Genomic DNA, 25,121 nt, shown 5'->3' on the forward strand with positions numbered 1-25,121 from the left:
GAGGGGACCTGATCATGTCGAGCAACCAGATCGACCGTAACGACTTCGACATCGCGTCCTCGCAGTCGGCGCAGGCCAACTTCGAGCGGGCCGCCGCCGCACTGGAGGCCGCCCTGGCCCGCCGTGACCAGGACGCCAAGGCCGCCCTGGCCGTCTACCAGGCCGACGGTGTCTCCGAGCAGTACGCCGGTGTCGAGCAGCAGTGGAACGCGGCCGGCACCGAGGTCCGCGGCATCATCCAGGCCATCCGCAACTCCCTGGCCGACAACGACGAGATCGCCCGCCGCTCCCTGCAGCGCGCCGCGTCGGCCATCCCGGGCTGAGCATGACGGGGTGGCGGATCGTGTCCGCGGACGTCCAGCATGTGCTGCTCGACGTGCAGGGCAGCGCCCAGGAGCTCGAGGGCGAGCTGTCCGAGCTCAAGTTCGCGTCGGTGATGGACGGGGTGGCCACGGGTGGGCCGTTGACCGGTGACGTCGCCACCGCCCTGGACGCGGTGCTCGGCGCGCAGGCGGCGAACCTGACGCACATCGGCAACCGGATCCGGGCCGGGATCGTCGGGGTCGCGAACGCGACGATCGCCTACGACCAGTCCCAGCTCCACGACCGAACCCGAGCACCCCACCGGCGCGCACCCGGTCGACGACGGGAACGGGCAGAGCCCGTCTGTCGACGGCACCTCACTTGGCACGCGCGAGCCCGACCATGTCCCCGACCGTCAGCCCCCGGAGCTGTACCCGCGCCCGCAGTCCGAGCACCAGGTCAGCATCAGCCCCACCGACGCCGGCTACCCGGGCCCGCGGACCCCGTTCACCGCCCGCACCGACCTTCTCCCGGACGCCGTCTATCACGTCGAGGGCCGCGGCGACTTCCACACTGACGCGACCGGAAAGGTCACCTACGTCGAGACCACCTACGGCGGAACCGGCAAACTCAACGCCGACCTCCAGAACCCACAAGAGGGCGCCGTCTACGTCGTCTACGCCGACGGCGACGCGCACTTCAGCCCGCACGTCTTCGAGATCGGACCCGGCGGACGCACCGACGTCGCCTATGTCGAACACCTCGCCACCGGCGACGCCGACCGCTCCCCGAAGGTGCAGACCCGCGTCGGAAGCGAAGGAGGGCCCGGCTACGACGGCGGACACCTGCTCGCCAACATGTTCGGCGGCGGCGGCGAATACCTCAACACAGTCCCCATGCTCCGGGAGATCAACCAGTCCGGCCCCGCGAGCTTCTACAACCTCGAGCAACAGTGGCGATCGCTGATCGGGCAGACCCCGCCGGTCGATGTCAGCGTGAGGATCGAGCCGGAGTACGTGGGTGCGAGCAAGGTCCCTGACAGCTTCTTTGTCGAGTGGACTGAGAATGGGATCTCGAACTACAAGGAGTTCGACAATGTCGCTGATTGATGTCGATGGGCTGCCGCCGATGATCGCTCAGGCGCGGCTCATCGAGGCCATCGCTAGATCTATCGTGTCTTCCGTTGAGCCTGGGTGGACAGCCATCCACTATTGGCATCTAGCTCTTTCCGCGACGAGCGAGGGCGGCGTGCGCGTCGCTTCCCCTGACCGGGACCTTGGGCCGCGCGTACCCCGCGAAGCCGTCAAGATGGCGAAGCAGCTCCGCGACGTGATGTACGTCAAGGGATTTGGGACGTGGTTCACGTTCGACCTGCAGATCGACGCATCGTTGTCGGTGACCTCGGGGTTCAACTACGACGACGAACCGGCTTGGAAGGTCGACGTTGACCCGATCGCGTACGTCGTGGACCAACACACCCACCCTCGTGACGCCCAGAACCAGCCGGTATGGCTGCAAGAGAAGATCGCGACCGGATGGGCCCGCATCAACGAGCTGCCGGCCGGCCAGCGACCCGCGTGGGTACAGCGCCATATCGACGAAGGCACACACGACCTGACCGCGGAAGGGCTCGTGGCCAAGCAGTAGGCCCGGATTCAGAGTCGCTCGTTGACGTGGGCGGGCTGCTGTCGATCATTGCGAATGTCCGCGCACGACCCGACCGGACCGCACTCGCCTGACCACGAGCCGTCGACGACGCAGCACCGGCGGGCGCACCGGCGTCGCCCATGTCGAACACCTCACCCTGGGCGACGCCCACCGATCCAGGTCGATCCAGGGATCGGTCGGTGACCTCGGCGGCCCCGGATACGACGGTGGGCACCTGCTCGCCAACATGTTCGGCGGCGGCGAACAGATCAACCTCTCCCCGATGCTGCGAGAGGTCAACCAGGCTGGCGTCGGAAGCTACTGGGAACTGGAAAAGCAATGGCGGACGCTGATTGCACAAGTCCCACCAGTCGACATCAGCGTCAGGATGGAACCCAATACGTGGGGACCAGCCGAGTCCCCGAACGCTTCTTTGATAGAGTGGGCCGAGGACGGAATTCCGGAGGAGCAGGTGTTCGAGAATGTCGCTCGTTGATGTCGATGGCCTGCCGACGATGATTGCGCAGGCGAAGCTGATCGAGGCAATCGCCGGATCCGTCGTGTCGTTCGTGGAGCCGGGTTGGGCAATGATCGAGTATCACCGGTCAATGCTTTCGCCCGTGAGCTATGGCTACATGCGTGTCACCTATTCGGGCCGGACGATTCAGACGCGCATGCCTTGGGACGCCTACGACATAGCGAAGAGTTGCGCGACGTGATGTACGTGGAGGGCTCTGGGACCTGGTTCACGTTCGAGTTGCGGATCGAGGCGCCGGGGTCGGTGACGTCACGGTTCAACTACGACGACGAACCGGACTGGAAAGCGCCCGTCCCCGCCGGCGCGTACGTGACGGACCAGCACTCCTACCCGCGTGACGTGGAGCACCAGCCGGCATGGCTGCGGGACAAGCTCGAGGCAGGTTGGGCGCGGATGAACGAGCTGGCGCCGGAGAACCGCCCCGAGTGGGTGCGGCGCCGCATCGAGGCGGGCACGCACGAGTTGACCCCGACCGGTCTCGTCCAGAAGCGGTAGTCGTCGCTCAAGCCGTCCCGGCTGCACGTGGATTCATGACGCCTGACGCAGGCAGCCCCGGAGACGAGGTCGACGTCATCTCCCGCTACGCGAACCCCGGCACGGGACCTGCTCGCGTGACCGTCAGATGGACGATCGATGGGATCCCGTCGCAGGTCCGTGACACACAACCGGTTCGGTGCCACCGCGCTGAACTCCCGGTTCACCAGGTCCGGGTGCCGCGCCGCGACCGGATCGGCCCGAGTCGTGCGGACCCACCCGACCTCGACGGTCGGACGAACCTCGCACGATGACCCTCGACCGGCATGCGCCAGGGCGCTCCTGCCCCAGCACAGTCGCCGGGGTAGGGCGCCTGCCGTCCCGGGACCGGTCAGGTGGTGATCTGGGCGACGCGGACGTGGTTGCCGAAGGGGTCGCGCAGGCCGAAGTCGATGCCGTACGGGCGTTCCGTGGGCTCGTCGGTCAGCTCGACGCCGCGCTCCTTGTACGCGTCGTACACGGCCTGGGCGTCGTCGGTCGTGAGGAACAGGTGGCCGCCGGTCGCGCCCTTCGCGACGAGCTCGCGGACCTGCTCGGCGGTGGCCGGGTCGAGCGACGGAGGGCCGGGGACCTCGAGCAGCACCTCCCGGTCGGGTGCGCCCGGCACGGCGACGGTGAGCCACCGCATGAAGCCGAGGTCCTGGTCGGTGTGCACCTCGAAGCCGAGCTTGCCGACGTAGAAGTCGAGCGCCTGGTCCTGGTCGAGGACGTAGATCTGGGAGATGGAGATGGAGTTCAGCATGTGTTCGACGGTAGCGACCCACCTCAGGGCGGCGCTTCTCCGAAACTGCTCGGTCTGACCCACGCCTTGGTGAAGCACGTCGGAGCGATGGCGAGCGGTCCTCTGGCCCGGTGCGCGGACGGGGACTCGCCGACGATGTCGCGGAAGGTCCGGCTGAACGTGCCCAGGCTCGTGAACCCGACGGCGAGGCACACGTCGGTCACGCTGCGATCGGTCTCGCGCAGCAGGAGCATCGCCCGCTCGACGCGGCGGCGCTGCAGGTAGCGGTGCGGCGTCTCGCCGAACGTGGTGCGGAACGTCCGGATGAAGTGCGCCTCCGAGACGTGGGCGAGGCGCGCGAGGGCGGGCACGTCGAGCGGCTCGGCGTACGCGCGGTCCATCGCGTCCCGCGCGCGCAGCATGCGGCGGTTGGTCTCCTCGACGGCCCTGCTCACGCGGCCATCGAACCATCCTGTCCCGCCGTTACGCTGCGGGGATGCCGCTCCTGGGACGTCTCGTCGCCTACCCGCCCACCCCGCGCACCACCGACGGTGACGTCGCCGAACCGGCCCTCGCGGCGCTGGTCGACCGGGCGGTCGCCGCGGGTGTGGACGGGGTTGCGGTGCTCGGGTCGACGGGCGGCGCCGCCTACCTCGACCGCGGCCAGCGCCGTCGCGTCGTCGAGGTCGCGGCCGAGGTGGTCGCCGGGCGCGTCCCGCTGGTCGCCGGCGTCGGCGCGACCACCACCCGCACGGTCCTCGCGCACGCCGACGACGCGGTGCGTGCCGGGGCCGACGCGCTGCTCCTGCCGACCGTGTCCTACCTGCCGCTGACCGACGACGAGGTGGTCGGCCTGTACGAGGACGTGACGCGGGCCGTCGAGCGGCCGGTGTGGGTCTACCACAACCCTGTGACCACGCGGTTCGCGTTCAGCGTCGAGACGCTGCTGCGGGTGGTGGCGCTGCCCGGTGTCGGCGGGCTCAAGGACCGGGGGAGCGGCGCGGCGGAGGTCCGTGCCCGCGCCTCGGCGCTGCTCGCGCACGCTCCGGCGTCGGTGGAGGTCGGGTTCAGCGGGGACCTCCTCGGCGTCGAGGGGCTGCTCGCCGGGGCAGCGACCTGGCACTCGGGCCTCGCGTCGGTGCTGCCGACGTCGTACGTCGCGCTCGCCCGGGCGGGGGCTGCCGGTGACCGCCCGGAGGTGGACCGCCTCCTCGACGTGGTGCGTCCCGTCGTCGAGCTGGCGCTGGGGCACGGTGGGCCACGCGTCGCGCACGCCATCGGGGAGGTCCTCGGGCTGTGCACCGGACGGCTGCCCGCGCCGCTGCTCCCGCCGGGGGCGGACGTCGTCGCGCGGCTGGAGGAGCTCCTCGTCGCGCTCCCCGAGGTGGCGGCGACGCACTGATCCCGGGCGTCGCCGGCCGGCCGAGGTGGGCCGGACGGAGGAGCGTGCTGCGTGCGGCAGTCGGGTGACGGACCAACGTCCGATGTGCACGGGCCCCCGGCGTCGCACAGTGGGTGAGGCGGCCACGAACCGCTCATCATGCAGTGCTCAACGAGGAGACCCCTGATGCACCCCGATCTTGCGATGGCCCTGTACGTGCGCGAGGAGCACGACCTCGAGGTGCGGTTGGAGCGCCGACGCTCCAACCTCGAGAGCGGCGGCAGGCAGGTCCGACGGGTGCACCGCCTGCCGTCGCTGCACCTCCACCCGGGCCTGGCCCGGCGCTGGTAGCCCTGCGCCGGGCGCGGCGGTGGTGACGCGGACGGGAGGTGAGCCGGGGCGCCGCGGTCAGTGCACGGTGACGGTGCGGCAGCCGGTCGGGGTGTTCGCGCCCGTGGCGGTGTCGATGGCGTAGGTGCAGACCTCGTGGGTGCCGGGGCCGGCGGTGAACGACCTGGCGAACCCGTGCAGGTCACCGGTGCCCGGATAGGCCCGGCCCACGTCGGTCCGCACCCCTGTGGTGCTCATCGCACCACCCCAACGCCCGTTGACGTAGAAGTGCACGTCCACAGGTCCGTTGACGTCGGGGTCCAGCGCCCAGCCGGACAACGTGACCGTGGAGCCCGTCGCCGTCAGCGACTCGAAGTTCCCGAGCGGCAGCTTGTTGCCCACCGTCACCGTTCGACACCCCATCGGAGTGCCCGTCCGGGTGGTGGTGTCGATCGCATAGGCGCAGATCTGGTGCGTGCCCGGACCGGCGGTGAACGACCGGCTGAACCCGTGCAGGTCACCGGTGCCCGGGTAGGCCCTGCCCACGTCGGTCCGCACGCCTGTGGTGCTCATGGCACCGCCCCAGCCGCCGTTGACGTAGAAGTGCACGTCGATCGGGCCGTTCACGTCGGGGTCCAGCGCCCAGCCGGACAACGTCACCGTGGAGCCCATCGACGTCAGCGACTCGAAGTTGGCGAGCGGCATCCGGTTCGGCGGCGGTGCCACCGTCACCGTGCGGCAGCCGACCGGGACGTCCACGTCGTAGGTCGGGTCCGACGTGTACAGGCACACCTCGTGCGTCCCGGACATCGCCGGCACCGACCCCGAGTAGCCGTGCAGGGTGCCCGTCCCCGGGTACGCCCGCTCGACGTCCGCACGCGCCGTCGTCGTCCGCACCGTCGAGGCCCAGACGTCGTCCAGGTAGACGTCGACGTCGACCGGCCCGGAGACCTGCGGGTCCAGCGCCCAGCCGGAGAACGACAGCCCCCTCACGGTGCTCGCCAGGGACTCGAGGTTGCCCACGGGGATCGTCGGGTCCACGCCCAGGGTCCGGCAGCCCAGCGGCGTCTCCCGCTCGGGCTGGTACAGGAACGGGAGGAGCGCCCACACGCACACGACGTGCTCGCCCGGGTCCGAGGGCAGGGTGACGGTGAAGCCGTGCTGCGTCCCGGTACCGGGGTAGGCGGCCGCCACGTCGGGGCGCGCCGCGTCCGTGTGGAGGTACGACGTCACGGTGTCGGTGTCCAGGTCGTCGTCGACCTCGACGATCACCTCCACGTCCTCACCGCCCGAGGGCTCGAGGGACCAGCCCCTGACCGTGATGTCGGAGCCGGACCGGGCCAGGACCTCGAAGTTGCCGACGACGGGCCGCACGGGCTTGATCGTGACGCTCTGGCAGCCCACGTTCGTCGTGCCGACCTCGGGCGGCTCGTTCGGCTCACGGGCCCACAGGCAGACCTGGTGCGCGCCGGGGGTGATGCGGGTGGGGGTGGCAGACGACCAGGCGTAGTCGATGCCGTGGAGGTTGCCGCTCCCCGGGTAGGCGGCACCGACGTCGGGCCGGTCGCGGTTCGCGACGAGCACGTCGGCGGGCACGATCGAGCCGTCGATCCGGAGCTCGACCTCGAGCGGGCCCGCGGTGTCCACGTCCAGCGCCCAGCCGACCACCCGCACGCCGCCGCCGCCGGGGATCACCGTCACGGAGTCCAGGTAGCCGACGGGCCGGTGGTCGGTCAGGACGGTCGTCACGGATGCGGCGCTCGCGGCCGAGAGGTCGGCACCGGCGACGGTGACCACCTCGGCGGTGTACGCGGTCCCCGGCTTCAGGCCGGTCGCGACGACGCTGCGGGTGCCCGCGTCGACGGTCACGTCCAGCGCGGGCGTCCCCTGCCAGCGGTTCTCCCAGACGTACACGCGGTACGCCGTCGCCGTGGCACCGCCGACGGGTGCGGTCCACCCGATCGTGAACCGGTCGACCCCGATCTGGGAGACGGTGACGTCGGCGGGCGGATACGGCGTGCTCGCCGCCTGGGCGGCCAGTGCCTGGGGCACCGGTGCCTGGGCCGCCGTCGCCTCGGCCGCGTCGGGTGCCGCGGACCGCTGCTGTGCCGGGGTGCCCGGCACAGCAGCGTTCGTTCCGGTGGCGCCCGGCACGGCGGTGGTCGTCCCGACGACGGGCGGCTGCGTCGGGGCGGGTGTCGCGACGCCGGCCGGGGACCCAGTGGGCGACGCAGTGGCCGACGCGGTGGGCGACCCGGGAGGTGCCGGTTGCTCGGGACCGGCGTCCGTCGGGGATCCGGCGGGCGTCGCGGCGGGAGCGGACCCCGCATCGACGAGCTGCTGCGAGGACGGCGACGCCACGGTCGTCGGTGCGCCCGACGGGCCCGGCGCCGCCGCCGACGCCGGAACCATCGGGGCGAGCACCAGTCCACCGAGCGCGAGCGCCACGGCCAGCGCGCCGCTGCGACCCCGTCGGCTGCGTCCTGGAAGAGTCGACATGGTGCTCCGTTCGGGCGAGGCGCAGACGATCCGACGCCACGGAAGCGGCGGCACGCAGAACTATGGCAGCCCGGCATACCGGACGGATCCGGTCGACACCTGAATCACCCGCGGGGCTTGCGCGCGCGGACCACGGCGCCGTGCATGCCGTCCGCGACCTCGTGGGTGAACGTGACGTCGGCGTCGACGAACCCGACCGCGGCGAGCCCGTCGAGGTACTCCTGCCGGGACAGGGCGCCGGCGACACAACCGACGAACGAGCCGCGCTCGGCCCGCTCGTCCGGGCGCAGGAGGTCCTCGGCGACGACGTCCGAGATGCCGACCCGGCCGCCGGGGGCGAGGACGCGGAACACCTCGGCGAGCACGGCCGGCTTGTCGGGGGACAGGTTGACGACGCAGTTGGAGATGACCACGTCGACCGCGCCGTCCTCGAACGGGAGGTCCTCGATGGTGCCCTGGCGGAACTCGACGTTCGTGGCTCCGGCCCGTGCGGCGTTGGCCCGGGCGAGGGCGAGCATCTCGTCGGTCATGTCGACCCCGTAGGCGAAACCGGTCGGGCCCACGCGGCGGGCGGACAGCAGCACGTCGATCCCGCCGCCGGAGCCGAGGTCGAGGACCCGCTCACCGGGCACCAGCTCGGCGACGGCCAACGGGTTGCCGCAGCCGAGCGAGGCGGCGACCGCCTCGACGGGGATGCCCGCGACCTCGGTCGCGTCGTACAGCGCGGCGCCGAAGCGCTCGTCGACCTCCGCCGTGGCGCCCCCGCAGCCGCAACCGGTGCCGCAGCAGCCCTCGCTGCCGCCGCCGGCCTGCGTCGCGGCAAGGGCGTAGTGCTCCCGCACCTGCTCCCGGATGTCGTCCATGTCGTCCTCCATATATCGATGGTGGTCAATATGAGGACTGTGGCCGTCTTCGCGGCGGTTGTCAATATCGATCGCCATCGATGCGATTCCTGCCGCGTCCGGGCGGGCCCGGCGTTGTCCTGGCGCGCACGTGGGAGCACGCCCCGGCGGACCGGGCGAGGAGCAGCGCTGACGTCGAGGCCGGAGGGTCAGACCTCGAGCCGGCCCGTCATCCACTCCTCGAGGTACCGCAGGACCGACGACGCGACCCACGTGCGGCTGTCGTTCTCGTGGTTCCAGACGAAGACCTCGCGGTTGCCGCTCAGGGCGACCGCGAAGTGATCGCCGTTCCCGCCGTCGGCGAACAGGACGAGCCCGTCGAACGGCATGTACAGCTCGGCGAAGTCCGGGTAGGTGCGGAACAGGACGTTGTCCCGTGCGATGCGTTCCGTGCTCCAGACGAGGTCGAGGCCGTACGACCCTTCGACGCCGTTCGTCTCTGCCAGCAGCTCACGCAGGTCGGCGGGCAGCGGGTGTCCGAGCGCCACCTCGCACTCCGCGATCTGGTGCGGGGAGGCGGGAGGCGCGAACACCGACTCACCCCACCGTGCGATGCGCTCCGCGAACATGCCGGTCAGCATGCCTGATGCACCGCCGCGGCGCGGCCCCGAAGCTGTCCCAGGCCGCTCAGGCGGTGTCCTCCGCGTGGTACTCGGCGAGCAGGCGCTGTTCCTCGTCCCTGCGCGGGAAGAGCCGGAACACGACGACGGCCCCGACCAGCACGGCGATGATCCCCGCCGTGTAGGCCCAGTCGGCACCGGCCAGAAACGACGTCTTCGCGCCCTCGATGATCTGCGCCGAGTCCTGCGGGTACTGCTGGGCGACGTCGGCCGCGCTGGAGAACGACTTCGTGAGCTGGTTCTGCACGCTGGTGGTCACGTCGTCGCCCGACGACGAGATGGTCGACGTGACGGCGGCGGCGTAGCCGGCGGTGAGGAGCGCGCCGAACACGGACTGCATGATCGCGCCGCCCAGGTCCCGCTGCAGGTCGGCGGTCCCCGACGCCATCCCGGCACGCCGCACCGGCACGGACCCGGTGAGCGAGTGCGACGCCGGGGTGCCCGCGAACCCGACGCCGATACCGATGCACACGTACGCGACGGCGATCTGCCAGAACGGGCTGTGGTCGTTCCAGAGGAACAGCATCGACGCGAACGCGAGCAGCAGGAACACGTACCCGGCAAGAAGCGTGGAGCGGGCGCCACGGGTCTCGACGAGCTTCGCCGACCGGGGCGCGACGAACACCATGAGCACGACCGCGGGCAGGAAGGCGGCGCCCGCCTCGAGGGTCGAGTAGCCGAGCACGTTCTGCAGGTACTGCTGGCTGATGAACGCCGACCCCATGAGCGAGCCGAACACGATGACCCCCGCCACGGCGGCCACCCAGAACACCCGGCGGCTCGCGATGTGCAGGTCGTACAGCGGCTCGCGGGCGCGACGCTGGCGCAGCACGAAGGCCCCGAGCGCGGCGAGGGCGACGATCCCGAGGCCCAGCGCCAGCGTCCCCTTGTCCGGCACGGGCGCGAAGTTGATGGCCAGGATGAGAGCGCCGACCAGCGCGACGGACAGGACGCCGCCGAGGTTGTCCACCGGGGCGGTCGTCTCGTTCACGTGGCTCGGCACGAAGCGCACGGCCATGAGCAGCGCGACCACGGCGAGCGGCAGGGTGACGAGGAACACGGACCCCCACCAGAACTGCTCCAGGAGCGCGCCGGCCACGAGAGGGCCGAGCGACGCGATGCCACCGCCGATCGCCGACCAGAGGGCGATCGACCGCGTGCGGCCCGGCCCGGTCCAGAGCGCCGCGATGAGGGCGAGCGTCGTCGGGTACGCCATGCCGGCGGACACGCCGCCGAGGAGGCGCGCCGCGAACAGGACGCCGTCGGTCGGGGCGAAGGCGGCGAGCAGGCTCGCCGGGATCGAGAGCGCCATGCCGAGGACCAGCATCAGCTTGCGGCCGTAGCGGTCGCCGAGCGCCCCCAGGTACAGCACGGAGGCGGCCAGCCCGAGGGAGTAGCCGACGGCGATGAGGTCGAGGGTCGTCTGCGACGAGTCGAAGGCCCGACCGATCGAGGGCAGCGCGACGTTCGCGACGGAGAGGTTCAGGTTGGCGACCCCGGCCACGATGATCAGCGACAGGAGCACGACACCGGCGCGGTCGGGGGCGCCGGACGGGACTGCGGCGACGGTGTCCGGTCGCGGTTCGGCCATCTCGGCTCATCTCCTGCGGTCGCAGCGCGGACCTGCCGTGGGACGCGCACGGGGCACGCCCACGTTCGGAGCGTAGGCGGCGGACGTGGGACGCCCATCACCCCGTGGGGATGATCGCGTCAGCCTTCCTGCTGTCCGCCCGGACCGTCGAGGCGGTGGGCCGCCTTCTCGGCGTCGTCCACGAGTGCGTCGCTCAGCGCGGCCCGCCAGATCGCGGCGACCACCTCGTCCTCGGCGGCCGTGATCGCGGCCTCGTACTCCTCGAGCGACTCGCCGGCCAGCGGCTCGCGGTACCCGCCCGCACGGTTCTCGCTCATGCCGGTCGCTCCTTCCTGTCGTCGAGGGCGCGGGCGGAGCCTATGCTCCCGCCGTTCACCGGTGCGCGGTAGTCCCCCGAGAGAGGTGGTCCGGCCGTCGCGGGGTCCGACGCTCAGCGGGAGCCCGCGGCGCCGACCCGGTCGAGCCACTCCGTGAGCAGGGCGGCGACGACGACCGGCTGCTCGAGGTAGGCGTTGTGGCCCGCGTCGTCGAGCACGGCGAACGTGGCCCGAGGGTAGTGCGGGAGCAGCCGCATGGCGTCCTGGTACCCGACGACGTGGTCGTGCCGGCCGGTGACGACGAGCGTGGGCCGGTCGAAGGTGCGGCCCTCCGACTCGGGCTCGTGGGACAGGGCGTACCGCGACCGGACCTCGGCGAGGGTCGCGGGATCGGCGTCGCGCATCCCCGGCAGCACGTGGTCGCGGAACAGCGCCCACGTCGCGGGTGACTCGACCACCGCCATGTACGCGAACTGGGCGGCCTCGGCAGGGTCGAGCGACGCGAGCAGTGCGGGGTCCTCGACCGCGACGTGCGGGGGCGGCACGTCGCGGACGTCCGCTCCCACGACAGGGCAGAGGAGGGCGAGACCCGTCACCTGGTCGCTCCGCCGCACGGCCAGCGCTCGCGCCAGCAGGCCGCCGTACGACGAGCCGACGACCGCGAACGGCTCCGTGCCGAGCTCGCCGTCGACGAGGGCGGTCAGCGCGTCGAGCATGTCGTCGGAGCTGGACGCGGGGACCGCGGCGCTGCGTCCCGACCCGGGCAGGTCGACGTAGACCCGGCGGCGGCCGGCCGCGGCGAGCGTGGCGTCGAGGGGTGTCATGGACCGGTGGTCCAGGCCGAAGCCGTGGACGAGGACGACGGGCGGGCCGTCGCCGCGCGTGATGCTGAACATGGGTGGTCCTCGGGGTGCAGCCGCGCACTCCGGCTGGTCGACGTGTGGGTCGTCGACGCTCTCCGGGCCGACCGGACGATCGTGCACGTCGCCGGCGGGAAGTGCGAGCGCCGACCACCACGGCGACCAGGCGAGCACTGGCCCGCCGCGTCGGGAATGTGATATCACTTTGATATCCGTTCCGCTCTCCAGGAGGTCGCCGTGCCCGATGCCCAGGTCCCGCCGCAGGAGTCCACCGGTGGTGCGCCGGCCGGGAAGCCCGTCGGGCACGCCGGGACGCGGGTCGAGGTCGACGAGCGCGAGGCGTGGTCGGCCGGTACGGGCCCGGCCCTTCTCGTCCTGCTCCTCGGGTTCGGCCTGCTCGCCGCGATGGTGGCCGCGTTCGTCGTGGCGGGCGTGGAGGAGGACGGCGTGTTCGCTCTCGTCGGCGTGGTGCTGATGGTGCTCTCCATCGTCCCGTTCACCACGCTGTCGGTCGTCAGCCCCGGGCAGACCCGGGTCGTCCAGCTGTTCGGCCGGTACATCGGCACGATCCGGCGCACGGGCCTGGTGGTCGCGTTGCCCCTCACGAGGCGCCGCAGGGTGTCCGTGCGGGTCCGGAACTTCGAGACGAACGAGCTCAAGGTCAACGACGCCGACGGGAACCCGGTCAACATCGCGGCCATCGTCGTGTGGCAGGTCGCCGACACCGCCCGCGCCACGTTCGCCGTCGAGGACTACACCGACTTCGTGCGCGTCCAGTCCGAGTCCGCGCTGCGGCACGTGGCGATGTCGCACCCGTACGACCACGCCGACGAGGGCGAGAACAGCCTGCGCGGCGCCACCGACGTCGTCTCCCGCGAGATCGCGACCGAGGTCGCCGCACGGGTGGTCATCGCGGGCGTCGAGGTCGTCGAGGCGCGCATCTCGAACCTCGCGTACGCGCCGGAGATCGCCCAGGCCATGTTGCAGCGGCAGCAGGCCGGAGCGATCATCGCGGCCCGTGAGCGGATCGTCGACGGCGCGGTCGGGATGGTCGAGCAGGCGCTGGCCCGGCTGGAGGCGGACGACGTGGTGGTGCTCGACGACGAACGGAAGGCGGCGATGGTCTCGAACCTGCTCGTCGTCCTGTGCGGTGAGAGCCGCGCGACGCCGATCGTCAACACCGGCTCGCTCTACGCCTGACCGTGTGCCCGTCCGGTGCACCCGACGCGGCGGGACGACGCGCTGCCGCCGATCGTCGGGCGCTCCTGCTCCGCCTCGACCCGGCCGTGCACGCGGCGCTGGCCCGATGGGCGGCGGACGACCTGCGCAGCGTCAACGCCCAGATCGACATGCTGCTCCGCCGGGCCCTCAAGGACGCCGGCCGACTCCCCGCCGAGGCTCGGCCGGGGCGGCCGCCGGGCCGGCCGCGGAACGAGCCCGAGGAGGCGTGACCGTCAGGCGGTGACGTGGTGGTGCACGACGGTGGCTGGGTACCGTGCCGGGTAGCGGACGGAACCCGTCCGCTACCCGGGAGGCGTCGTGAGCGAGGAGCAGAACCCGACGGCACGGGCGCTCGTGGCGCTCGAGCTGATCCAGCGCACCCCCGGCGTCACCGCGCAGCGGCTCGCGGACGCCCTCGGCGTGACGGAGCGGGCCGCGCGGCGGTACGTCTCGACGCTGCGGGCCGCGGGCATCCCGATCCTGTCCGTCCGCGGCCCGTACGGCGGGTACCGGGTGGGCCGCGGGGTCCGGCCCCCGCCGCTGCTGTTCTCCGCCGAGGAGGCGCTCGCCCTGGTCATGGCGGCGCTCGACGGCCACCACGACGTCGCGGACCCTGACGCACCCGTGGGGACAGCGGTCGGCAAGCTGCTGCGGTCGCTGCCCGAGGCTGTCGCGCAACCCGCGTCGGCCCTGCGCTCGACGGTGCTCCCCGCCCCCGACCGCAGCGCCGCCCGGCCCGACCCGTCCACCGCGACCGTGCTCGTCCAGGCCTGCACCGCCCGGCGGACGGTGCGGATCGGGTACCGGTCGGAGAGCGGGCGGACCTGGCGCACCGACGTCGACCCGTGGGCCGTGGTGGTGCGGCACGGGCGCTGGTACCTGCTGTGCCACGCGCACCACGCGGACGCCGTCCGCGCCTACCGGGTGGACCGGGTGCTCGACGTCGCGGTGCTCGACACCACCTTCACCCCGCCCGACGACCTCGACGCCGTCGCCGAGCTGGAGGCGCACCTCGCAGTCGGTCGGGACCTCGACGTGGAGGTCGTCGTCGCGGCGCCCGCGCACCGGGCCCGGGCGTGGCTCCCGCGCGGCCTCGGGCGGCTGGAGCCGGTGGACGGCTCCTCGTGCCGACTGGTCGCGACGACGGACAACCCTTCCTGGTACGCCGAGCGCCTCGCGGCGCTGCCCGTGCCGTTCCGCGTCGTGGGCGGGCCCGAGCTGCGGGCGACGGTGAGGTCGCTGGGGCGACGGATGGTGGCGGCGACGAGCGACGCGGCCGGTGCCGCCGAGAGCACCGCGCCGAACGGTGCGCCGAACAGGGCGCCGGACGGTGCGGCCAACAGGGCGCCGAACGGTGCGGCGAGTGCCCCGACCGGGGACGTCACGCCCGCCAGAGCCAGGTGAGCCGGTCGCCGACCTCCGGCATCCAGCCCTCCGGCGGGTCCTCGCCGACCCGCCCGTCGACGGCCTCGCGGATCAGGTCCGCGTGGCCGGCGTGCCGCGCGTACTCCTGGAGCAGGTCGAACAGCAGGCGCCGCAGGCTCGAGCGGCTGCCGTCGTCGTCGCCCCGGTGCGTGGGCAGGTCGAGCCCGCCGGACGCGATCGCCTCCCTGAGCCTGGCCTGCGAGCGGGCGACCGCACCGTCCCAGAGCGCGTACAGCTCGGCGGGGGAGTCGTCCGCCGCGGCCAGGAGCTCCGTGTGGTTGTCCTGCCAGTTCTCCGGGTGCCAGATCGGCCCGGGATGCCGGCCGGACAGGTGCCAGGAGAAGTAGGTGTCCTCGACGGCGGCGAGGTGCTTGAGCAGGCCGCCGAGGGTGAGCGTGGACGCTCCGACGGTCCGGGACAGGCCCGCGGCATCGAGGCCGTCCGCCTTCCAGCGGAACGTGACGCGCATCAGGTCGAGGGAGCCGACGAGGTGGTCGACCTCGGTGCCGGCGAGGGGCGGGAAGTACGGGTCGGGTGTCATGCGACCGACGCTAGGCACCGTTCCGGACGATCGCCGTCCGGTTCCGCAAGAGGACTCATCGCGGTCGCTCACCCTTTCCGAGAGCCGTGTCCGCCGGTCGGGACAAAAGCGGCAGAACCGGACAAAAGCCCTAGGTTCGCGTTGCCTCAGGAGATGAGGCTGACCAACTGACAGGGGGCAACACCATGTCCGATCGACCCCGGCCGCGGCCGAACGCTCGAAGGTCCACCACCGCAGTCGCCCGTCTGCGCCAGCTCGCGCTGGCGCTCGTGCTGGCGCTGGTCTCACTGATGTCCGTCGGGACCGTCACGCACGCGAGCGTCGGGACGCCGCGGCTCAACCAGGGAGAGGCGCTGGCGGCTGGGCAGAGCCTCTCGTCCCCGAGCGGCACGATGAACCTGTTCATGCAGGGTGACGGCAACCTCGTGCTCTACGCGCCCGGGATGTCCGCGCGCTGGCAGTCCGGCACGTCCGGGCACCCGGGGGCCTGGGTCCAGCTGCAGGGCGACGGCAACCTCGTCGTCTACGCGCCCGGGGCGGTGCCTCTCTGGAGCTCGATGGGCAATGCGGGTGCCGGGCCGGCGAGCTTCCTGCAGGTCCAGGACGACGGCAACCTGGTCCTGTACAGCTCCACGTCCACCCCGGTCTGGAACACGAACACGTTCTGGTTCCCCTCGGCGATCCAGGCCCAGGCCTCGCTGGCGCCCGGCCAGGGCCTGCAGTCGCCGAACGGCCGGTACACCCTGAAGGTCGCCAGCACGAGCGTCGACCTCTACGCCGACGGGGTCTGGCAATGGAGGATCGGCTCCGGCGGGCAGCAGATCACCCAGCTCGTCGCCCAGGCGGACGGCAACCTCGTGCTCTACACGACGAGCGGATACGCATGGGCCACGATGACCAACACCCAGCCGGGTGGCCTGTTCCAGGTCCAGGACGACGGCAACGTGGTCCTGTACTCGGCGTCGCTGCAGCCCTTGTGGTGGTCCGTCGGCGCGACGAACCTCGACCGCGGCGCGCCCGCGCCGTCCTCCAAGGCGCAGATCGCGATCGCGTACGCGGAGCAGCAGATCGGCAAGCCCTACGTCTGGGCCACCTCGGGCGAGGACACGTTCGACTGCTCCGGCCTGACCATGGCCGCCTGGGCGCGCGCAGGGATCTCGCTCGTCCACAAGGCGCAGAAGCAGTACAACAACGGCGCGCGGTACCCGATCGCCCAGCGCCAGCCCGGTGACCTGATCTTCTACGGCTCGTCCGCCGGCGCCATCACGCACGTCGCGCTCTACATCGGCGGCGACCGGATCATCCACGCGGCAGGCGTCAACAGCGGGGTCAAGTACTCGCAGTACAACTACAGCAGCAAGGTTCTTCCGATGGTCGTGCGCCCGACGGGCTGACGACCGGGGAAGGGCCTTCCGCAGGACCGCCAGCGAGCGACCGACGCCCGCGAGCCGATCATGGCTCGCGGGCGCCGGTGCTGCTCGCCTCCTGTGCGACCTTCAGGCCGGCGGCACCCGGTCGAACGTGTCGGGGTCCGGGCCGGTCCGCTCGTCGCGGTTCAGCGCGTCGACGGCCATCAGGTCCTCGTCGCTCAGCGTGAAGCCGAAGAGGTCGATGTTCTCCTCCACGCGGGCGCGGGTCACGGACTTGGGGAACACGACGTGACCGTGCTGCAGGTGCCAGCGCAGGACGACCTGGGCCGGCGTGCGGCCGTGCGCGCGTGCGATCCGCCCGATCGTCTCGTCGCCGAGCACCGCACCCTGCGCGAGGGGCGACCATGCCTCGACGGCGATCCCGTGCTCGAACGCCAGTGCCCGCAGGCCGGTCTGCGTGAGGTACGGGTGCACCTCGATCTGGTTGACGGCGGGGACCACGGTCGTCTCGTCGAGCAGGCGGCGCAGGTGGGCGCGCTGGAAGTTGGACACACCGATCGCCTTGGCCCGGCCGGAGGCGTAGATGTCCTCCAGCGCGCGCCACGTCTCCACGAAGTCGCTGAGCATCGCGATCGGCCAGTGGATGAGGAACAGGTCCACGTAGTCGGTCCCGAGCCGCTCCAGGGTCCGGTCGAACGCGTCGTGCGCCGCCTGCGTGGCGTGCGCGCCGTTGTTCAGCTTGCTGGTGACGAACACGTCGCTGCGCGCCAGCCCTGACTCGCGCAGGGCCTCGCCGACGCCCTGCTCGTTGCGGTAGCTCTGCGCCGTGTCGATGTGCCGGTAACCGACGTCGAACGCCTGCAGCACGGCGTCCTTCGTCTCGTCGGGCGGGATCTGGAACACGCCCAGGCCCACCTGGGGGATCGTGACGCCGTTGTTGAGGACGATGCTCGGGACGGTGCTCATGGACCCATCAGATCGCGGGTGGCCGCCGCGTGTCGCGTCGTTCCGGCGCGGCTGAGAGCGGCCCGGGCCGACCGGTTCGGCCTAGGGCAGACGAGGCGGACTCCGCCCCGTCGGGAAGCGTCACGCGCGGTTCAGCAAGGAGGCGCCAGGCCGCGGTCTGCAGCTGACCGTGGCTGTCGTCACCGGTGGCGACGACGGACCCGTCCGCGCGCAGCCCCACGGTGTGCGCGCCACCGGCCGCCACGGCCACGATGTCCTGCCATCCGGAGACGGCGCACTGCCCCAGCTCGGAGCTCCCCGCCGCGACGACCGTGCCCTCGGCGGTGAGGCCGACGCTGTGGTAGCTGCCTGCGGCCACCGACGTGATGTCCGCCCACCGCTCGCAGCCCTCCCAGGACGCCGGGTTGCCGGTGGCGCGGACGCGGCCGTCCTGCGTGAGGCCGAGGGTGTGCAGGTACCCGGCGGCCAGCCCGGTGAGCCCGGTCCAGCCACGGACATCGCACTGGCCGCACGTGTCGTTCCCCGCGGCGCAGGCGGTCCCGTCGGACCGACGGGCCACGACGTGCCAGTCCCCGCACGCGATCTCACGCACGTCGCGCCAGCTGTGGAGTGCCGCATGCGCCACGCGCCCGGTGGCGATGACGGTCCCGTCGTCGCGTAGCCCCACACTGAAGCGCCACCCCGCGCCGACCGCCACGATGTCCTGCCAGCTCTGCACGTCGCACTGGCCATAGCTGTTCCAGCCGCAGGCCCGCACGGCTCCGTCGGCGCCCAGGCCCAGCGTGTGGGACCTGCCGGTGTTGCGGGCCACGTGCACGCTGCCGGCGGCCACAGCGACGACGTCGCGCCACGTCGACGTCCCGCACTCCCCGGCGCTGTCCGCACCGACGGCGACCACGGTCCCGTCGGCCCGCAGTCCGACGGTGTGCCGTCGACCAGCGGCAATCGGATGACGAACGACCTCGGGGACCGGATTCACACTCGCCATCCCAGCAGCCAGGACAGACGCCTTCAAAGCCGGACCTCCTGCGCCGCGCGCCGGTCCGGGAACACATCCCCTGCCCGGCCGGAGGTGGACGCCGGGTGCCCTAGCCGCCGTGACCAGGTCGTCCAGGTCCCGGGCCGGGTCCGGGTCCCTGGCCAGGGCCCGGACCGGGGCCCCCGTGCCGCTTGGGCGCCGCCACGGTGACCAGTGCCGACTCCGAGGTGCTCACGCCGCCCGAGGTTGCGGTGACCGTGACCCGGACGTGTCCGGCCCTGCTCGCGGTCAGCACGCCCGTGGCGGTCACCGCCGCCCCCGCGGTGTTCGTGTCCATCGGGGCGATCCGGTAGCTGTAGGTCGTGTCGACGGCGGCCGGGACCCGCGTGGCGGAGAGCTGGACACCCGTGGTGGCGGCGTGGAGCGGGACGCTCCGGTCGCCGAGGTCCACGGCGGCCGTGTGGGTGGCCGGGAACGCGCTGCCGGTGGCGTCCGGCGCCCCCGCGGTCACGGCGACCGGGAAGGTGGTCGAGCCCGTCTCGCCGTCGGCGGTGGCCGTGGCGGTGATGAGCGCCGTGCCGACGTGCTTGGGGGCGACCGCACCGGTGGGGTCGACCGTCGCGACCGCCGGGTCGGAGGACTTGTACCTCACCTTGAGCGCCCGGTCCGCGACGTCCCAGAACGTGAGGTCGTGCTTGGTCACCGAGAGCTGGGCGTTGATCCGGTTGTGCGGGGTGTCGAGGCGCAGCCGGGTGCCGTCGGGCTGGGCCGAGACGACCTCGACACCGGCCTTGCGCTTGCCGGTCACCCGGAGCGTCGTCGCCTGCAGGTCGGCGTCCGCCGAGCTCGGGCCGGCCAGGATCGTCCAGTCCCCCGTGGGGAAGACCTTCTTGTGCGACGCGTCGTCCCAGAACCAGAGGTCACCGGCATCGATCGAGACGTTCACCGTCTCGGCCTTGCCGTCGATGACGCCCGTCTTGACGAAGCCCTTCAGCTGCTTGAGCGGGCGTTCGTTGCCGTCGGCGCCCTGCGGAGCTTTGGCGTAGACCTGGACGACGGCCCTGCCGGGGCGGTCGGCGTCCCGGTTCGAGACGCGGACGGCGACCGTCACCGGCTGGTCCGGTGCGATCGTCGAGGACGACAGGGTCGGAGCCCCGTACTCGAGCTGCGAGTACGAGAGCCCGGCGCCGAACGCGTAGTCCGGCGGGGCGCATCCGGCGCCGACCTGGTAGTAGAGGTAGGTGCGCCCGCACGTGGCGCCCTCGGCCTGGGTCATCCGGTAGTCCTCGACGGCGAGGTCCGGTGCGGTCGCCTTGCCCAGCTGCGCGTCGACGTCCGAGTACCACGTCAGCGGCAGCTTTCCCGAGAAGTTGGCGATCGCGGTACGACCGTCCTCGAGCGTCACGGAGTCGTTGAACAGCAGCTGCGACATCGCCGGGCCCTGGTACATCCCGTCGAAGGACGACCAGACGATGCTGCCCACGGCGGGCAGGTCCTTGAGCTCGCTGAGGTCGACGATCGACTTGCCCTGGATCCACACCACGATCTTCTTGCCGTACTTCTCGGCGAGCGGCGCGATCGAGTCGCGGATCAGCTCGGCCTGCATGCGGGGCAGCGCGACGGTGGTGCGGTCGGTGCCCTCGCCGCCGTCGTCGTTGCGGTGGCCCACCACGACGACCACGTGGTCGGCCTGCGAGATGCGGTACTCGGCCGTCGCGGCGTCCGCCACGGGGTCGCACGGGTCGCTCGAGCACGTGGAGGTCGTGATCGCGGTGCCTGCGGGGTCGAGCACGTCGGGGAAGACGGACAGGTGGTCCGACAGGTACGGGGTCGCCGACCCGGCCGTGATGTCGGCGGTGCTCCCGCCGGTCTCCGCGGCCAGCGCCTGCGCGAAGGTGGTGCTCACGGCCGTCGGGCCGGAGTACGACCCGGACTGGAACCTGTTGAGGCTGTCGACGTGGCCGAGCGCCACGGTCGTGCCGGTCGTCGCACCGGCGAACGGCAGCGTCGAGCCCTCGTTCTTGAGCAGCACGGGCGCCTCGAGGGCGGCCTCGTGCGCGACCGCGCGGTGTGCGGCGGACGCCAGCTTCACGTCGGGGTTGCCGGCGGTGGACAGCGAGTACGACGGGTCGTTCCACGGCACGGCGGCCGCCGGGTCGAACTCACCCAGCTGGAAGCGCGCGGTGAACGCCCGGACCAGGGCGTTGTCGACGTCGCTCTCCGTCACGTACCCCTGGTCCTGAGCGGCGGGCAGACCGTCCGCCGACGGGTAGTCCGGGCCGAAGCAGTCGAGGTCGGTGCCCGCCTTCAGCGCCCACGCGTTGCCGACGGGCTTCGTGACCTGGGTGTCGCCGCCGAGCTGGACCGGGTGCCACGAGTGTCCCTGCGTGCCGGTGGCGTACACCCGGGCGATGGCGCCGCAGTCGGAGACGACGAAGCCGTCGAAGCCGAAGGAGCGGCGCATCAGCGTCTCGATCGCGTAGCGGCTCGCGGCCATCGGGGTACCGGGCGTGCCGCCTGGCGTCACCTGGTCGTCCGGGCTCCACGTCGTCGGGAAGCTCGCGGCCGACGGGTAGTCGGTCGTGTAGTCCTCGACCATGTTGATGGCGTTGTAGGCGGTCATCATCGACCGTGCGCCGGCGGCGCCCACGGACGCCGCGAACGGCTGGACGAAGTACTCTATCATGGAGCGCTCAGTCAGGTTCGACGTGCCGTCGTCGCGGTTCGCCTCGGAGTTGTTCGCCAGGTAGTGCTTGGGGGTCGCCACGGCCTGGACGTAGTCGTCCGGGTGGGTCGGCACCGTGTCGGGGCGCGACGCCGTCTCGCCCTGCATGCCGGTGACGAACGCGCCGGCGATGCCCGCGGTCAGCTCGGGATCCTCGGAGTACGACTCGTCGGCCCGGCCCCAGCGGGGGTCGCGGTTCAGGTTCTGGTTCGGTGACCAGTACGTGAGCCCGTAGCAGGCGCCGCCGGGGAGGACGGGGGCGTCGCTGCCCGGCGGGCACGAGGTGTTGTACGTGACCCGCGCCTCGTCCGCGATACCGCCCGCGATCTTCTGGGTGAGGGCCGTGTCCCAGGTGGAGGCGATCGACGTGCTCTGCGGGTACTGCGTGTAGTCGTTGTTCCCGGGGAGGGTCGGGAAGTAGATCCCGTGGTTCGCCTCACCCCAGTAGCCGTACGACCTGACGCCCAGCCGGGAGATGACCTGGGGCTTGGCGAACCAGGTCGCGTGCGGCTGCATCGCACGCAGCTGGTCGAGCTTCTCCTCCCAGGTCATCCTCGACACGAGGTCGGCGGCCCGGACGTTGAACGGCAGCGACGTGTCCTGGTACGCCGGACCGTGCCGTGGCGGTGCGGCGGTCGCACTGGGTGTGCCGACCGCGAGGCCGCCGCCGACCAGCGCGATCAGCACGAGTGCCGCAAAGGGCTCTCGCCGCGTTCCCAGACCGCCACGATGCGCCGTCGAACGGCGCGCGGAGCTGATTCCCACCATGAAGGCATTCCATTCCTGGTCGGCTGACCGACGGGCCTCTCGCGGCGGTGCGCCGGGCGACGGGTCGGCGGGCAGCGGCGTCGCTGCTCGCCGGGGGACCCGGGACCAGCAAGATGCTTTGTTACCGCTAACACAGAGCGTGTGACGGACGCTATCCCGGAGGAACGGCTGACGCATTCCGGCTCGGCGCGGCCCTGCCGGAGGTGCTCGGCCCTGCCGGCGGTGCTCGGCCCTGCCGGAGGTGCTCGGCCCTGCCGGAGGTGCTCGGCCCCGCCGGAGGTGCTCGGCCCTCCCGGCGGGGCGACAGCGCGAGGGGCGGGTGCGTGTCCCGACCGGACGAGCCGTGACGGCACCTGCCATCTGCGCCAGGATCGTCAGCACCACCCCACAGAGACGAGCGTGGACCGATGGCCGCCGAGCAGCCCGCACCGCCCGCCCAGCCCGCCCAGCCCGCACCGCCCGCCCGGCCCGCGCTGTCGCCGGGGCTCGTGCTTCTCACGCTGGCCTCCGGCCAGTTCCTCATGGCGCTCGACAGCTCGGTCATGAACGTGTCGATCTCGACCGTGGCGAGCGACCTGGGTACCACCGTCGCGGGCATCCAGACGGCCATCACCCTGTACACGCTGGTCATGGCCTCGCTCATGATCACGGGCGGGAAGATCGGCCAGATCATCGGCCGGAAGCGTGCCTTCGCCGTCGGGGCGCTGATCTACGGCACGGGATCGCTGACCACCGCACTGGCCCCGAACCTCGCGGTGCTCCTGGTCGGCTGGTCGATCCTCGAAGGGGTCGGGGCGGCGCTGATCATGCCGGCGATCGTCGCGCTCGTGGCGTCGAACTTCGGACGGGCCGACCGGCCGCGCGCCTACGGGCTGGTCGCGGCGGCAGGGGCGAGCGCCGTGGCGGTGGGGCCGCTCATCGGCGGGCTGCTCACCACGTACGCGTCGTGGCGGTGGGTGTTCGCCGGCGAGGCGGTGCTCGTCGCCGCGATGGTGGTGATGGCGCGACGGATCGCGGACGCCCCCGGCGACCGGTCGGTGCGGCTCGACGTCGTCGGCACGGCGCTGTCGGCGTCGGGCCTCGGCCTCGTGGTGTTCGCCGTGATGCGCGCGGGGTCGTGGGGTCTGGTCATCCCGAACCCGGGTGCGCCGTCCTGGCTGGGTGCGTCGCCGGTGCTGTGGATGCTGCTGACGGGCGGGCTGGTGCTCGTCGGGTTCTTCCGGTGGGAGAATCGCCGGCTGGCCGCCGGTCGGGCGGTGCTCATCGACCCGGCGATGTTCGGGTCCGTGCAGCTCCGTGGCGGCCTGACCTCGTTCTTCTTCCAGTACGTGCTGCAGAACGGCCTGTTCTTCGTGGTCCCGCTGTTCCTGTCCGTCGCCCTCGGACTGTCCGCCGTGGCGACCGGCGTGCGCATCCTGCCGCTGTCGCTGGCCCTGCTCGCGGCCGCCGTCGGGATCCCACGGCTGTTCCCGCACGCGTCGCCCCGGCGGGTGGTCCGGCTCGGGTTCGCGCTGCTGTTCACCGGGATCGTGGTGCTGCTGTCCGCGCTGGAGATCGGGGTGGGGCCGGAGGTCGTCACGTGGCCGCTGCTGCTCGCGGGGCTGGGGATCGGGGCGCTCGCCTCGCAGCTCGGCAGCGTCACGGTCAGCGCGCTGCCCGACGAGCAGAGCGCCGAGGTGGGCGGCCTGCAGAACTCGGTGACGTTCCTCGGCGCGTCGATCGGGGTCGCGCTCGCGGGCACCGTCCTCATGTCGGCGCTGGCCACGTCGTTCTTCGCCGGCATCCGGGACAACCCCGACGTGCCCGACGCGCTCGCGTCGCAGGCCGAGGTGCAGCTCGACGAGGGCGTCCCGTTCATCTCCGACGCCCAGCTCGGCGACGCCCTGGCGACCGTCGGCGTGACGGGGGCGACGGCGCAGGCGGTAGTCGACGAGAACGCGGCGGCCCGGCTCGACGCGCTCCGGGCGGCGCTCGCGGTGCTGGCCGTCGTGGCGCTCGCGGCGCTGTTCCTGTCGGACAGCCTGCCGACCCGGCAGCCCGGCGAGGCACGCACGCAGGAGCCGGACGAGGCGTCCCGGCCCTGACGACCCGACCGTGCAGGGCCGTGCGCCGGCGAGGTCAGTCGCGCAGCCCGCGCACCAGCCCAGGCGCGGCGGGGTCGTCGTGGTCGACGACGATGCTCGCGCGGCCCAGCGGGTCCTGCTCGTCGAGGTAGATCCGGCACGCCGCCATGTACCGGGACGTGTAGGCGGCGTTCGCCGCGTCCGGCCCGCCGAGGGCTGCCGCGTCGCGTGCGGTCCCGCGTGCCTGGGCGCGCTCGGTCGAGGCGTCCAGGTAGACGACGTCGTCCCAGTGGTCGCGGAGCCCGTCGCGCTGCAGGAACGTGGCGTCGAAGATGACGACGGAGGTGGGGTCCGCCAAGGCCCAGTCGGGTGCGACCTCGTCGGTCCGCAGGTCGTGGACCTTCGTCGCGTAGCGGCCGGAACCACCGGGTCCGAGGGGCACCAGCGCCAGGTCGCGCAGCGAGTCGAAGTCGTACGCGTCCTCGTAGTAGCCGCGTGCCGACTCCCTGCCCTGGCGGTACCGGATCGCCCGCACGTGGTGGAAGCCGTCGGAGTCGAGGCGCACCGTCGGCCGCCCGAGGGAGGTGACGTGCTGCGCCAGCTCGTCGGCGAACGTCGACTTCCCGGCGCCGCAGACGCCGTCGACACCCACGCGCAGCGGATGCCCGGGGTCGCGGTCCGCCAGGTGGCGGGCGACGGCGGCGAGGACGGTATCGCGGGTCATGCGGCGAGTGTGCCGGTGAGCCGACCTGAGCGCACGAGGCAGCTCCACGGATGCCTCGGGCGACGTGGTGACGTACTCGGTGACTCGCTGGCCTGG

The 25,121-nt window shown here is 72.2% G+C and carries 27 protein-coding genes and 1 pseudogene; 14 read left to right on the forward strand and 14 right to left on the reverse strand.

Annotated elements, in window-relative coordinates; translation table 11 throughout:
- Positions 1-14 precede the first annotated feature (14 nt).
- Both ACVW07_RS12680 and ACVW07_RS12685 read left to right on the forward strand, forming a co-directional pair.
- Positions 15-323, forward strand: a complete 309-nt coding sequence (locus tag ACVW07_RS12680) for a hypothetical protein (protein WP_456819595.1) — start codon at positions 15-17, stop codon at positions 321-323.
- A gap of 2 nt (positions 324-325) precedes the next feature.
- Positions 326-607: pseudogene (locus ACVW07_RS12685) on the forward strand (DUF6507 family protein); the annotation flags it as partial.
- A 73-nt stretch (positions 608-680) separates the two neighbouring features.
- On the opposite strand, the gene ACVW07_RS12690 reads toward ACVW07_RS12685, so the two are convergent.
- A complete protein-coding gene (locus tag ACVW07_RS12690; RefSeq protein WP_456821136.1) occupies positions 681-1,064 on the reverse strand; it encodes a hypothetical protein in 384 nt (127 codons plus the stop codon).
- On the opposite strand from ACVW07_RS12690, the gene ACVW07_RS12695 reads away from it, so the two are divergent.
- The 5 genes from ACVW07_RS12695 (at position 1,023) to ACVW07_RS12715 (ending at position 2,983) form a co-directional block, all read left to right on the forward strand.
- Positions 1,023-1,412, forward strand: coding sequence for a DNA/RNA non-specific endonuclease (locus ACVW07_RS12695; RefSeq protein ID WP_456821078.1), 390 nt, complete (start codon positions 1,023-1,025; stop codon positions 1,410-1,412). The two genes, ACVW07_RS12690 and ACVW07_RS12695, sit on opposite strands and share 42 nt — an antisense overlap.
- Positions 1,399-1,950: a hypothetical protein gene (locus ACVW07_RS12700; RefSeq protein ID WP_456819596.1), complete on the forward strand. Its 552-nt coding sequence runs from the start codon at positions 1,399-1,401 to the stop codon at positions 1,948-1,950. The genes ACVW07_RS12695 and ACVW07_RS12700 overlap by 14 nt, the downstream gene beginning before the upstream one ends.
- Before the next feature lie 157 nt (positions 1,951-2,107).
- Complete coding sequence (locus ACVW07_RS12705) at positions 2,108-2,446, forward strand: DNA/RNA non-specific endonuclease (protein ID WP_456821079.1); 339 nt, start codon at positions 2,108-2,110, stop codon at positions 2,444-2,446.
- A complete protein-coding gene (locus ACVW07_RS12710; RefSeq protein ID WP_456819597.1) occupies positions 2,433-2,669 on the forward strand; it encodes a hypothetical protein in 237 nt (78 codons plus the stop codon). Before ACVW07_RS12705 ends, ACVW07_RS12710 begins: the two co-directional genes overlap by 14 nt.
- On the forward strand, positions 2,657-2,983 hold the full coding sequence (locus tag ACVW07_RS12715) for a hypothetical protein (protein ID WP_456819598.1): 327 nt from the start codon (positions 2,657-2,659) through the stop codon (positions 2,981-2,983). Before ACVW07_RS12710 ends, ACVW07_RS12715 begins: the two co-directional genes overlap by 13 nt.
- 370 nt (positions 2,984-3,353) lie before the next feature.
- Here ACVW07_RS12715 and ACVW07_RS12720 read toward each other — a convergent pair whose 3' ends face one another.
- Both ACVW07_RS12720 and ACVW07_RS12725 read right to left on the reverse strand, forming a co-directional pair.
- Complete coding sequence (locus ACVW07_RS12720) at positions 3,354-3,764, reverse strand: VOC family protein (protein WP_456819599.1); 411 nt, start codon at positions 3,762-3,764, stop codon at positions 3,354-3,356.
- Between the two features lie 23 nt (positions 3,765-3,787).
- Positions 3,788-4,198 carry a helix-turn-helix domain-containing protein gene (locus tag ACVW07_RS12725; protein ID WP_456819600.1) on the reverse strand — a complete coding sequence of 137 codons (411 nt, stop codon included), beginning with the start codon at positions 4,196-4,198 and terminating at the stop codon, positions 3,788-3,790.
- Between the two features lie 41 nt (positions 4,199-4,239).
- Here ACVW07_RS12725 and ACVW07_RS12730 point away from each other — a divergent pair, with 41 nt between their 5' ends.
- Both ACVW07_RS12730 and ACVW07_RS12735 read left to right on the forward strand, forming a co-directional pair.
- On the forward strand, positions 4,240-5,145 hold the full coding sequence (locus ACVW07_RS12730; protein ID WP_456819601.1) for a dihydrodipicolinate synthase family protein: 906 nt from the start codon (positions 4,240-4,242) through the stop codon (positions 5,143-5,145).
- Between the two features lie 165 nt (positions 5,146-5,310).
- Positions 5,311-5,475 carry a hypothetical protein gene (locus ACVW07_RS12735; RefSeq protein ID WP_456819602.1) on the forward strand — a complete coding sequence of 55 codons (165 nt, stop codon included), beginning with the start codon at positions 5,311-5,313 and terminating at the stop codon, positions 5,473-5,475.
- 57 nt (positions 5,476-5,532) lie between these two features.
- On the opposite strand, the gene ACVW07_RS12740 is transcribed toward ACVW07_RS12735, so the two are convergent.
- The 6 genes from ACVW07_RS12740 to ACVW07_RS12765 form a co-directional block, all read right to left on the reverse strand.
- Positions 5,533-7,953, reverse strand: a complete 2,421-nt coding sequence (locus ACVW07_RS12740) for a fibronectin type III domain-containing protein (protein WP_456819603.1) — start codon at positions 7,951-7,953, stop codon at positions 5,533-5,535.
- Between the two features lie 104 nt (positions 7,954-8,057).
- Positions 8,058-8,816: an arsenite methyltransferase gene (gene arsM / locus ACVW07_RS12745; protein WP_456821080.1), complete on the reverse strand. Its 759-nt coding sequence runs from the start codon at positions 8,814-8,816 to the stop codon at positions 8,058-8,060.
- Between the two features lie 188 nt (positions 8,817-9,004).
- Complete coding sequence (locus tag ACVW07_RS12750; protein ID WP_456819604.1) at positions 9,005-9,436, reverse strand: SMI1/KNR4 family protein; 432 nt, start codon at positions 9,434-9,436, stop codon at positions 9,005-9,007.
- Between the two features lie 46 nt (positions 9,437-9,482).
- The gene (locus tag ACVW07_RS12755) at positions 9,483-11,066 is read right to left on the reverse strand and encodes an MFS transporter (RefSeq protein ID WP_456819605.1); all 1,584 of its coding nucleotides are present in this window, start codon (positions 11,064-11,066) and stop codon (positions 9,483-9,485) included.
- A gap of 119 nt (positions 11,067-11,185) precedes the next feature.
- The gene (locus ACVW07_RS12760) at positions 11,186-11,383 is read right to left on the reverse strand and encodes a hypothetical protein (protein WP_456819606.1); all 198 of its coding nucleotides are present in this window, start codon (positions 11,381-11,383) and stop codon (positions 11,186-11,188) included.
- A 113-nt stretch (positions 11,384-11,496) separates the two neighbouring features.
- Positions 11,497-12,279 (reverse strand): alpha/beta fold hydrolase, encoded by a 783-nt coding sequence (locus ACVW07_RS12765; RefSeq protein WP_456819607.1) that lies wholly within the window; start codon positions 12,277-12,279, stop codon positions 11,497-11,499.
- A 201-nt stretch (positions 12,280-12,480) separates the two neighbouring features.
- On the opposite strand from ACVW07_RS12765, the gene ACVW07_RS12770 reads away from it, so the two are divergent.
- From ACVW07_RS12770 to ACVW07_RS12780, 3 genes are all read left to right on the forward strand, one after another.
- A complete protein-coding gene (locus tag ACVW07_RS12770; RefSeq protein WP_456819608.1) occupies positions 12,481-13,443 on the forward strand; it encodes an SPFH domain-containing protein in 963 nt (320 codons plus the stop codon).
- Between the two features lie 2 nt (positions 13,444-13,445).
- Positions 13,446-13,694, forward strand: coding sequence for a hypothetical protein (locus ACVW07_RS12775; protein ID WP_456819609.1), 249 nt, complete (start codon positions 13,446-13,448; stop codon positions 13,692-13,694).
- 88 nt (positions 13,695-13,782) lie between these two features.
- Positions 13,783-14,868: a helix-turn-helix transcriptional regulator gene (locus ACVW07_RS12780; protein ID WP_456819610.1), complete on the forward strand. Its 1,086-nt coding sequence runs from the start codon at positions 13,783-13,785 to the stop codon at positions 14,866-14,868.
- Here the strand turns inward: ACVW07_RS12780 and ACVW07_RS12785 are convergent.
- Positions 14,846-15,430 (reverse strand): mycothiol transferase, encoded by a 585-nt coding sequence (locus ACVW07_RS12785; protein ID WP_456819611.1) that lies wholly within the window; start codon positions 15,428-15,430, stop codon positions 14,846-14,848. The genes ACVW07_RS12780 and ACVW07_RS12785 overlap by 23 nt on opposite strands.
- A 185-nt stretch (positions 15,431-15,615) precedes the next feature.
- On the opposite strand from ACVW07_RS12785, the gene ACVW07_RS12790 reads away from it, so the two are divergent.
- Entirely contained in the window at positions 15,616-16,824 is a 1,209-nt protein-coding gene (locus ACVW07_RS12790; protein WP_456819612.1) for an NlpC/P60 family protein, read from the forward strand.
- A gap of 102 nt (positions 16,825-16,926) precedes the next feature.
- Here the strand turns inward: ACVW07_RS12790 and ACVW07_RS12795 are convergent, their stop codons facing one another.
- From ACVW07_RS12795 to ACVW07_RS12805, 3 genes are all read right to left on the reverse strand, one after another.
- Entirely contained in the window at positions 16,927-17,766 is an 840-nt protein-coding gene (locus ACVW07_RS12795; RefSeq protein WP_456819613.1) for an aldo/keto reductase, read from the reverse strand.
- Positions 17,767-17,773: 7 nt separating this feature from the next.
- A complete protein-coding gene (locus ACVW07_RS12800) occupies positions 17,774-18,754 on the reverse strand; it encodes an RCC1 domain-containing protein (RefSeq protein WP_456819614.1) in 981 nt (326 codons plus the stop codon).
- A gap of 100 nt (positions 18,755-18,854) precedes the next feature.
- A complete protein-coding gene (locus tag ACVW07_RS12805) occupies positions 18,855-22,157 on the reverse strand; it encodes a beta-glucosidase (protein WP_456819615.1) in 3,303 nt (1,100 codons plus the stop codon).
- Between the two features lie 488 nt (positions 22,158-22,645).
- On the opposite strand from ACVW07_RS12805, the gene ACVW07_RS12810 reads away from it, so the two are divergent.
- Complete coding sequence (locus ACVW07_RS12810; protein WP_456819616.1) at positions 22,646-24,322, forward strand: MFS transporter; 1,677 nt, start codon at positions 22,646-22,648, stop codon at positions 24,320-24,322.
- Between the two features lie 34 nt (positions 24,323-24,356).
- Here ACVW07_RS12810 and ACVW07_RS12815 read toward each other — a convergent pair whose 3' ends face one another.
- Positions 24,357-25,025: a uridine kinase gene (locus tag ACVW07_RS12815; protein WP_456819617.1), complete on the reverse strand. Its 669-nt coding sequence runs from the start codon at positions 25,023-25,025 to the stop codon at positions 24,357-24,359.
- Between the last annotated feature and the right edge of the window lie 96 nt (positions 25,026-25,121).

The sequence above is a fragment of the Cellulomonas sp. URHB0016 genome (genome assembly GCF_054057935.1).